Annotated in this window: 8 protein-coding genes, 2 pseudogenes and 1 riboswitch; of the genes and pseudogenes, 5 read left to right on the top strand and 5 right to left on the bottom strand. The window is 65.5% G+C overall.

The genetic code is table 11. From position 1 onward, the window contains the following. Window positions 1-369: pseudogene (locus tag AYJ54_RS41475) on the top strand (transposase); the annotation flags it as partial. 460 nt (window positions 370-829) lie between these two features. On the opposite strand, the gene AYJ54_RS41470 reads toward AYJ54_RS41475, so the two are convergent. Beyond that, a complete protein-coding gene (locus AYJ54_RS41470; RefSeq protein WP_063708257.1) occupies window positions 830-2,017 on the bottom strand; it encodes an O-succinylhomoserine sulfhydrylase in 1,188 nt (395 codons plus the stop codon). A 73-nt stretch (window positions 2,018-2,090) separates the two neighbouring features. After that, a riboswitch (SAM riboswitch) is annotated at window positions 2,091-2,170 on the bottom strand. Between the two features lie 109 nt (window positions 2,171-2,279). Here AYJ54_RS41470 and AYJ54_RS41465 point away from each other — a divergent pair. The 4 genes and pseudogenes from AYJ54_RS41465 (at window position 2,280) to AYJ54_RS41450 (ending at window position 6,797) form a co-directional block, all read left to right on the top strand. Further along, a complete protein-coding gene (locus tag AYJ54_RS41465; protein ID WP_063708252.1) occupies window positions 2,280-3,386 on the top strand; it encodes a 2'-deoxycytidine 5'-triphosphate deaminase in 1,107 nt (368 codons plus the stop codon). Between the two features lie 223 nt (window positions 3,387-3,609). Further along, on the top strand, window positions 3,610-4,032 hold the full coding sequence (locus tag AYJ54_RS41460) for a PAS domain-containing protein (RefSeq protein ID WP_063708251.1): 423 nt from the start codon (window positions 3,610-3,612) through the stop codon (window positions 4,030-4,032). Window positions 4,033-4,136: 104 nt separating this feature from the next. Next, window positions 4,137-5,185, top strand: a pseudogene (locus tag AYJ54_RS41455) (hypothetical protein). A gap of 166 nt (window positions 5,186-5,351) precedes the next feature. Continuing rightward, window positions 5,352-6,797 carry an MATE family efflux transporter gene (locus AYJ54_RS41450; RefSeq protein ID WP_063708250.1) on the top strand — a complete coding sequence of 482 codons (1,446 nt, stop codon included), beginning with the start codon at window positions 5,352-5,354 and terminating at the stop codon, window positions 6,795-6,797. Between the two features lie 100 nt (window positions 6,798-6,897). Here AYJ54_RS41450 and AYJ54_RS41445 read toward each other — a convergent pair whose 3' ends face one another. The 4 genes from AYJ54_RS41445 to AYJ54_RS53205 form a co-directional block, all read right to left on the bottom strand. Then, window positions 6,898-7,386 (bottom strand): hypothetical protein, encoded by a 489-nt coding sequence (locus AYJ54_RS41445; protein WP_063708249.1) that lies wholly within the window; start codon window positions 7,384-7,386, stop codon window positions 6,898-6,900. Between the two features lie 128 nt (window positions 7,387-7,514). Then, window positions 7,515-7,913, bottom strand: coding sequence for an SRPBCC family protein (locus tag AYJ54_RS41440; RefSeq protein WP_063708248.1), 399 nt, complete (start codon window positions 7,911-7,913; stop codon window positions 7,515-7,517). Between the two features lie 110 nt (window positions 7,914-8,023). Further along, a complete protein-coding gene (locus AYJ54_RS41435; RefSeq protein WP_063708256.1) occupies window positions 8,024-8,383 on the bottom strand; it encodes a VOC family protein in 360 nt (119 codons plus the stop codon). A 57-nt stretch (window positions 8,384-8,440) separates the two neighbouring features. Next, window positions 8,441-8,960: helix-turn-helix transcriptional regulator (locus tag AYJ54_RS53205; protein WP_245329280.1), on the bottom strand; the 520-nt coding region annotated here is incomplete at its 5' end.

Raw genomic sequence — 8,960 nt, 5'->3', positions numbered from 1 at the left:
CTGGCGCAGATCCCCGGGGTCGGTCCGGTCACGGCCGCCGCGCTGGTGATGAAGGCACCCGACCCGCACGCCTTCCGCTCGGGGCGGCTGTTTGCCGCCTGGCTCGGCCTGACGCCGAAGGACCATTCCACCGCGGGAAAGACCAGGCTCGGCAAGATCACCCGGGCGGGCGACGAGCGACTGCGTCAGCTGCTGGTGGTGGGAGCGACCTCGGTCGTTAAGCAAGCGATGACAAACGCTCGTGGGCCGCGCTGGCTCATCGAGCTCTTGAAGCGCAAGACGCCGAAGCTTGCCGCGGTGGCACTGGCCAACAAGATGGCCCGCATCGCCTGGAAGCTGATGACGACGGGAGAGCAATATGACAACGCGCGGCTCGATATCCAAAATGGCCGCCACCGCGTAGTTGAGGGATTCGGCCGACCGGCGGGCTCGCCACCGGCCGAACCGGAGCTGCAAGAGCAAGAGGAGATGGTGCGATCGATCGTTCAAAGATGCGAGCAAATCCGTGGGACCCATCGGCCGAACGAGGTCGCGTGGTTGATTGGAACTCGCGTCGCGGAAACCATCTTGGCCAGCGGCCCAACACGCCGCACCAACAGGCCGGACATATGGACGCAAGCGATCCGACCAAACCTCACAAAGCTCTTGTGCCACGGGGGCCGTCCACATATGGGTCCCGGCCTTCGCCGGGACGACGTTGAAGGGCGCCGCTGTCGTAGGGTGAGCAGAGGCGCGCTCTTGGCGCGCCGTGCCCACCATCAACATTGAGATCGTGAATGGTGGGCACGCTTCGCTTTGCCCACCCTACGATTCCGAGTTGTTGGCCGCCTCACGCCTTTTCCAGCGCCGCGGTGAGATCCTCGATCAGATCATCCGCGTGCTCGAGCCCGGCGGAGAAGCGGATAAAGCCTTCGCTGATGCCGAGCGCGGCGCGGTCTTCCGGCTTCAGGCGCTGATGCGTCGTGGTCGCCGGATGCGTGACGAGACTCTTGGCATCGCCAAGATTGTTGGAGATCTTCGCAAGCCTCAAGGCATTGAGCACGCGGAACGCCGCCTGCTTGCCGCCCTTCACCTCGAAGCCGACCAGCGTCGAGCCGCCGCGCATCTGCTTCTTCACCAGGGCTGCCTGCGGATGATCGGCGCGGCCGGGATAGATCAATCGCGAAATTTTTGGATGGCTCGCCAGCACTTCGGCGACGCGAGCGGCCGTATCGGTCTGCGCGCGCACGCGCACGCCCAGCGTCTCCAGGCCTTTCAGCAGAACCCAGGCATTGAACGGCGAGATCGACGGCCCGGTCTGGCGCATGAAATTGTGGATGTGCTCGGCGATGAAGGCCTCTGACGACAGGATGATGCCGCCGAGGCACCGGCCCTGGCCGTCGATATGTTTGGTCGCGGAATAGACCACGACGTCGGCCCCCAGCGCGAGCGGGCTCTGCCAGATCGGCGTCGCAAACACGTTGTCGACGACGAGCCGCGCGCCGCCCTTGTGCGCGATCTCGGCGATGGCGGGGATGTCGAGCACGTCGAGCGTCGGATTGGTCGGGCTCTCCAGGAAGAAGGTCTTGGTGTTCGGCTTCAGCGCGCGCTGCCACTGGTCGAGGTCGAGGCCGTCGACCAGCGTCGTCTCGATGCCGTAGCGTGGCAAGAGGTCCTGCACGACGTAGAGGCAGGAGCCGAACAGTGCCCGCGAGGCCACCACGTGATCGCCGGCCTTCAGCGGCGCCAGGATCGCGGTCGTCACCGCCGCCATGCCGGTCGCCGCCGAGCGGGCCGCCTCGGCGCCCTCGAGCTCGATCATGCGGCGCTCGAACATCGCGATCGTCGGGTTCGAGTAGCGCGAATAGATGAAGCCGGGATCCTCGCCCTTGAACCGCGCCTCGCACTCCTCGGCGCTGGCGTAGACGTAGCCCTGCGTCAGGAACAGCGTCTCCGACGTCTCGCCATATTGCGAGCGCAGGGTGCCGGAGTGGACCAGGCGGGTTTCGGGACGGTAGTTGGCAGGCGACTTCGACATAAGGACCTCCGACATGACCATCTCGTCGAAATGGTCACAAAAAAACCGGCCTGGATATCTCCACTGGCCGGGATCACAGAGGTCCCCGGCCTGTTTAGCGACTTATTTAACGTGGCTGCAAGCCGGCCGGCTCAAATCACCACGGGATAAGTTATGCTCTTATTCCGCCGCGCCCTTCCCGTCAAGGCGTCCATCGGATAGCGGTAAAAGGTTCGTTTTTCCGCATATCGGATGCGTTTTGACCCGAGTTGAGGACCACCGTTTGACGTTCACGCTTGCCGCCGACGCCAATGGTATCCTGCCCGACCGCATGATCGCGGCGATGGCGGATGACGGGCTCATCCTGCCCGCCTACGACTTCGTCGAGAGCCAGATCCAGCCGGCAAGCCTGGACTTGCGGCTCGGCGATATCGCCTATCGCGTCCGCGCGAGCTTTCTGCCGGGCCCCGGCGCCACCGTCGCCGAGCGCATCGACGAGTTGAAGCTGCACGAGTTCAGCCTCGCCGACGGCGCGGTGCTGGAGACCAACTGCGTCTACATCGTGCCGCTGCTGGAAAGCCTCGCGCTGCCGCCGGAGATCGTCGCGGCTGCGAACCCCAAGAGTTCGACCGGCCGGCTCGACGTCTTCACCCGTGTGATCGCCGACGGCACCCGCCGCTTCGACATGATCGGCGCCGGCTATCACGGCCCGCTCTATGCCGAGATCAGCCCGAAGACGTTTCCGGTGCTGGTGCGCGAGGGCTCGCGCCTGTCGCAGGTGCGCTTCCGTACCGGTGACGCCATCCTCAATGCCGACGAGCTCGATGCGCTGCACGCCGCCGAGCGCCTCGTCGATATCGACGATGCCGATCTCTCCGGCGGCGTTGCCGTCTCCGTCGATCTCTCCGGCGAGAAGGGCGGTGGCTTCGTCGGCTACCGCGCCAAGCGCCACACCGGCGTCGTCGACGTCGATCGCCGCTCGGGCTACGCGGTCGAGGATTTCTGGGAGCCGATCTCGGCGCGCTCCGACGGCAGCCTCATCCTCGATCCCGGCGAGTTCTATATCCTCGCCTCCAAGGAAGCGGTGCAGGTTCCGCCTGACTTTGCCGCGGAGATGGTGCCGTTCGATCCGCTCGTCGGCGAATTCCGCGTGCACTATGCCGGATTCTTCGATCCCGGCTTCGGCTATGCCGGCGCCGGCGGGCAGGGCGCCCGTGCGGTGCTGGAGGTGCGCTCGCGCGAGGTGCCCTTCATCCTCGAACACGGCCAGATCGTCGGGCGTCTCGTCTATGAAAAGATGCTGGCACGCCCCGATGCCATGTACGGCCAGCGCATCGGCTCCAACTACCAGGCCCAGGGCCTGAAGCTGAGCAAGCATTTTCGGGTGTAGTCACACCCTCCGCTGCCATGCCCCGGCTTGACCGGGGCATCCAGTACGCCGCGGCCTATCGATTCAAGCTCCACCGTCTCTGAAATACTGGATCGCCCGATCAAGTCGGGCGATGACACCGAATGTGCGTCAGGTTGCGAAGCGAAATCTGGGAACTCTCGCCTTAGAATATCGCGGATTGCGCTGCGCTTCATCCGGGCTACACTTCGCGCGAGGTGACGAGATGACAGATCCATCCCAACTCGACGCAAAGATCCTCGAAGATGTCGCGGATGCGCTGATCTATTCAAATCGCTCCGGCACGATCCTGCGCTGGAATCGTGCATCGAGCGCGTTGTTCGGCTTCTCTGCGGAAGAAGCGCTCGGCCAAAATCTCGATCTGATCATTCCCGAGCATCTGCGGCCTGCGCACTGGAAGGGCTTTGAGGCTGCGATCGCGAGCGGCACCATGAAGCTCGCCGGCCGGCCCACGCTGACCCGCGCGCTGCACAAGTGCGGGCGCAGGCTCTACATCGAGATGACCTTCGCGCTGGTGCGCGATGCCGGCGGTGCGGTGCAGGGAGCGGTGGCGATGGCGCGCAACGTCACCGAACGGGTCGAGCGCGAGCGCGCCGCGAGGGCCGCACCGTCGTCGCAAAATTCGTGATGCGGAATTGGCGAGCCGCCGTGCAGGGCGGCCTGCATGGGCGTCATGTTGCCCGTCACTGGGCGCAGTGACACACTCGATCAAAACAACGATCGGGAGTTACCATGGCCGTCGCAGCAGACACCGCGCAGGAAACGCAATGGCGGCGCTGGCGCGCCATCGCCGATCTCTATCATGCCTATTTCACCGGGCTCATCCTCACCGTCGTCACGCGGCGCGGCACGGCGGATGCCGCCGAATTCGTCTTCCGCGTGTTCCGTCGCCAGCAGCAGGAGCGCTTCCTGCCCGGGCTCGAGAAGCTCGGGATCAGTCACCTGCCGCCGGCAGTGGCGGCCGCGCAATATCACTATCTCTCCAACTGGATCGGCGGCGTGCATGTCGAATACATGTATGAGAGCGACGCCAAGGCCTGGATCCGCTATCCGCCGCCGCGCTGGATCTGGAAGGGGACCGCGATCTGCGGTGTACCGGGCGAGGTCTCGCGCGCGATGCTGCGCGGCTGGCACGCCAACAATGGTGTGGCGCTGGGCGATCTCCGCCTCGGCTTCGTCTGCACCAAGCAGAGCGTCGACGGCCAGGACGGGCTCGAGGGCTATTACTACGAATACGATCATCCGCTCGAACTCGACCAGCGCCTGGTGTTCGCACGGCATCTGGAAGCGCCACTGTTCGATGCGAAGACGGCGCCGGCTTTGCCGGTCGCAAGCTGGCCGAAGCCGCGGCTGGAAAAGGCCTATCGCAACTACGCCATGGAATATGTGCGCACCGCCGCACCCGTGATGGTGCAACTGTTCGGGCCGGAAGATGCCGGCTATCTGCTGCGTCTCACCGGCAAGCTGATCGGCATGCAGTTGATGAGGTCGCGGCGGCGCTGTCAGCGAGCTGTGGCGGTGCGAGCGAGTTCGCATCATTCCTGCGCGCGCTGTTCGCCGCACAGGATGATGCGGCGGAGACGGCAATGTCCGAAGGCGCATTCGAAATCCGTCAGCAGAGCTGGAAGCTGATGGACGACGTCGGCGATTATCATCCGTCGTGCGCAAAGGTGCTGGAAGGCTTGTTCGAAGGCCTCGCGGCCGGCTGCGGCCGCCATATCGGCGTCCAGATGCGCGCGGCCGCGGGCGGTCTTCTGCCGCTGGTCTGGACGATCGAATAATTCCACCCACTGAAATGCGCTGCCGCAGGGCACGCCTGCGCCTGGCGCAGGAGGAATCGGTGCCGGCCGTGCTAACAAGCGCTTACCGCGCCTTTGACGCGAAGACATTCATTGGCACAGCTAGTCATTGCCGCGCCCTGGTCGGCGTTTATGCCCCGGAGAGGACATGTCCGACATCGCCGAAATCCCGGTCGATGAACAAGAGCGTCCGCTGCCGCCGCCTTCGCGGCCGGTGAAGAGCGCGCTCACCAACGGACCGATCCTGCGCACGCTGCTTGGGCTCGCGTGGCCGAACGTGGTCGCGCTCTCGGCCGGCACCTGCGTGGTGATTGCGGAGACCTCCTATATCGGCCGGCTCGGCGTCGAGGCACTGGCCGCGATGGCGCTGGTATTTCCGACAGTGATCCTGACCATGACGATGTCGGGCGGCGCCATGGGCGGCGCGGTGGCATCGGCCATCGCGCGTGCACTCGGCGCCGGCGATCGCGAGCGCGCCGGCACGCTCGCCGCGCATGCGCTGTTGATCGGCATCAGCTTCGGCCTCGTCTTCATGCTGGGCATGCTGATCTTCGGACCGCGCCTGCTAGAGCTGCTTGGCGGCCGCGGCGCCGTGCTGACGCATGCGATCGCCTATACGCAGGTGTTCTTCGGCGGCGCCGTGCTGCCCTGGCTGCTCAACACCATGGCTGGCGTGCTGCGCGGCACCGGCAACATGAAGCTGCCGTCACTGTTGATCCTCAACTCCGCGGTCTGGCAGGTCGTGCTCGGCGGCACGCTGGGGCTCGGACTCGGACCCGTGCCGCAGCTCGGCATGCGCGGCGTCGCGGCCGGTGCGCTGATCGCCTATTCGATGAACATCTGCGTGATGGGGTGGTACCTGTTCTCCGGGCGCGCCCGCGTCGTGCCGAAGCTGCGCGGCTTGCGTATCCAATGGGTGATGTTCTTCGACATCCTGAAGGTCGGAGCGATCGCCTGCTTCTCGCCGCTGCAGTCGGTGCTGACGATCTCGATCTTCACCCACATGCTGGCGAAGTTCGGCACCGCAATCCTCGCCGGCTACGGCATCGGCGCGCGGCTCGAATTCCTGCTGACCTCGATCGCGTTCTCGTTCGGCATCGCCTCCGTGCCGATGGTCGGCATGGCGGTCGGGGCCGGCCGCATCGCGCGCGCCCGGCGCATCGCCTGGATCGCCGGTGCATCCGCTTTCGTAGCTGTCGGCGCGCCGGCGTGTCTCGTCGCGCTGTTCCCCGATCTCTGGGTCAACATCTTCACCGACAGCGCGGCGGTGCGCGCGACGAGCCACCAATATCTCTCGACCGTTGCGCCGTTCTACGCCTTCATCGGCCTTGCCTCGACGATGTATTTCTCATCGCAAGGCGCAGCCAAGGTGATCGGGCCAGTGTTGGCGCAGACCGCGCGGCTCGTCTACATCGGGACTAGCGGCTGGTGGCTGTCGACGCATGACGCGACCGCGCAAAGCTTCTTCTGGCTCGCGGCAAGCTCGATGGTCGTGCTCGGCGTGCTCTCATGCTCCAGCGTGGTGCTGACGCGTTGGGGACCACGTGACATCAAGCCGGCCATCAGGCCCGCTCTCTCCGGTGCAGTAGACTAGAGCAGGATCCGGAAAAGTGGGAACCAGTTTTTCCGACAAGATCATGCTCAAACAAAGAAGCTGAGGCGCGGCGGCGGTACGCCGTGGCGCTTCAGCGATGCTAGTGGTGGCGATGGCCGCCGCCTGCGGCATTGGCGAGGCGCATCAATTGCGGGATCATCGCCATCATGTCGCCGGCACCAGAACCGCCCAGCATTCCCATGAAGTCGCCGCCGGCGACGCCTCCGACCCGTGTCGGCATGGTGCCCGCAGCGCCTACCGGCGCGTAGCCGCCGTAATTGGGCGCACCAAAGCCGCCGCCGAAATTTGCGCCGCCGGGACCGCCCATCATGCCGCCGAGCCCGTCGCCGCCATTCTCCATCATGCGGCTCATCATCGGGCCCATGGTCTGCATCAGCAAGGCGAAGCGGCGCTTGCCCATTTTCGCCTTCATCATCTCCAGCATCGGCGCCATCTGGGTCATCATGTCCTCGCCGCCGGCGCCTCCAGCGCCGAGGCCTGCGAACTGCGCCTTCGCCGGCGCGCTCGCGATCGACAACAACAGCAGCACGGCAGCCGCCTGGCAGATCACCTTGTCCGCACCTCTCATGGCATGCTCCTCGCGTGCGCAGCTCCCCCGGAAGAGCGGAGCCAACCGGACGCACGGCGCCATGGTTACGGGCGAGGAGGGGTGAGCTCTGTGAGAAGAATCACAGAGCCCGCGGGCGTGAGCCGCCGCTAGGCCGCGGGCGGAAACGCCCTGTACATGGCGGTCAACGCCTCCTTGGTCTGTCCCTGCACATAGGGCGCAAGCTCGTTCGGCAGCAAGTCGATGATCCAGACGAGGCGGCTCCTGCGCTCGCCGTCGGCGATCACCTGCACCGAGGCGCTGTAGTGCTTCAGGCGTTCGTTGCTGATCGCATAGACCAGGCGTTGCCGCGGATCGTCGCAATCGACGAGCACCTCGCGTGCCACCGAACCGTTGGCGAAGGTGACGGTGCGCGCCTCGCCGTCGAGCGTGCAGGCGGTCACGAAGCCCGGCACCAGCCGCTCATGCAAGGCACCGAAGTCGCGCACCGCGTCCCAGACGTCGCGCGCGGAGGCATTGAGGGGGATGTCGTTGTGGATGGAGTCCATATTCTTTCTCATCAGATGGAGTCATTCCGGGGCGCGCGAAGCGCGAACCCGGAATCTCGAGATTCCGGGTTCGGTCCTGCGGACCGCCCCGGAATGACGGAACACGCCGCTCACGTACAAACCGCCTCGACATTGTTGCCGTCGGGATCGATCAGGAACGCGGCATAGTAGATCGGGCTGTAGTCCTTGCGCGGGCCGGCGCCGCCATTGTCGCGACCGCCGCTCTTCAGCCCCTCGCTGTGGAATTTCTTCACCGCATCGTGGTCCTTGGCGCGGAAGGCGATGTGGGCGCCGTCGGCTTTCCGTCCCTTGTTCAGATGCAGCCACAGCGCCGGCTCACCCTTCGGCCCGAAGCCGGCATAGCCATCGCCGCTCGAGCACAGCACGTAGCCGAGCGGGGCCAGCACCGCGGTGTAGAACCGCGTGGCGGCGTCGAGGTCGGCAACGCGTAATCCGATGTGGTCGTACATGATCGTCTCCATTGCAAATGCGCACTGCTTGGTGGCGCGCGTCGGAGACAACCCTAGTCAGTGGAGGGCAAGCTGCTCTTGGAAAATCTTGCGCTCCCCCCGCGAAGCCTGGCGGAACTTCGTCGGCGACACGCCGGCGGCGCGGTGGAAGGTGCGGACGAAGTTGGAGAGATCGCCGAAGCCGACGTCATAGGCGATGTCGGTGACCGCAATCTCGTCATCGGTCAGAAGGCGCGCCGCGTGACGCAGCCGCGAGCGCACGAGGTACTGATGCGGGGTGACGCCGAGCACCGCGGAGAACAGCCGCAGGAAATGGAACGGGCTCAAGCCCGCCTGCCGCGCAACCTGTTCCAGGTCGAGCTCGGCATGCGAGTTCTCGTCGATCCACAGCGCGGCTTCGACCGCGCGGCGGCGATCGCGTGCGGTCGGTGTGGCCTGCTTGCGCGCCTTGCCCGAGACCACATCGACAAAGCGGCCGGCAAAGATCTGGCCGACCTCATCGAGGCCGATGTCGCTGTTGCCATCTGCTGCCGTTTGGGCGAGCTCGCCCAACACCATCAACTCGGGGAGTGGCGGC

It is taken from the genome of Bradyrhizobium centrolobii (genome assembly GCF_001641635.1).
Lineage (GTDB): Bacteria > Pseudomonadota > Alphaproteobacteria > Rhizobiales > Xanthobacteraceae > Bradyrhizobium > Bradyrhizobium centrolobii.
This window is presented reverse-complemented; position numbering and strand designations above follow the sequence as displayed.

Bases quoted from the DNA above. Each gene is read 5' to 3' on its own strand.
- AYJ54_RS41440 (WP_063708248.1), bottom strand. From the start codon at position 7,913: ATGGACTCCATCCACAACGACATCCCCCTCAATGCCTCCGCGCGCGAC.
- AYJ54_RS41445 (WP_063708249.1), bottom strand. From the start codon at position 7,386: ATGAGAGGTGCGGACAAGGTGATCTGCCAGGCGGCTGCCGTGCTGCTG.
- AYJ54_RS41470 (WP_063708257.1), bottom strand. From the start codon at position 2,017: ATGTCGAAGTCGCCTGCCAACTACCGTCCCGAAACCCGCCTGGTCCAC.
- AYJ54_RS41450 (WP_063708250.1), top strand. From the start codon at position 5,352: ATGTCCGACATCGCCGAAATCCCGGTCGATGAACAAGAGCGTCCGCTG.
- AYJ54_RS41435 (WP_063708256.1), bottom strand. From the start codon at position 8,383: ATGTACGACCACATCGGATTACGCGTTGCCGACCTCGACGCCGCCACG.
- AYJ54_RS41460 (WP_063708251.1), top strand. From the start codon at position 3,610: ATGACAGATCCATCCCAACTCGACGCAAAGATCCTCGAAGATGTCGCG.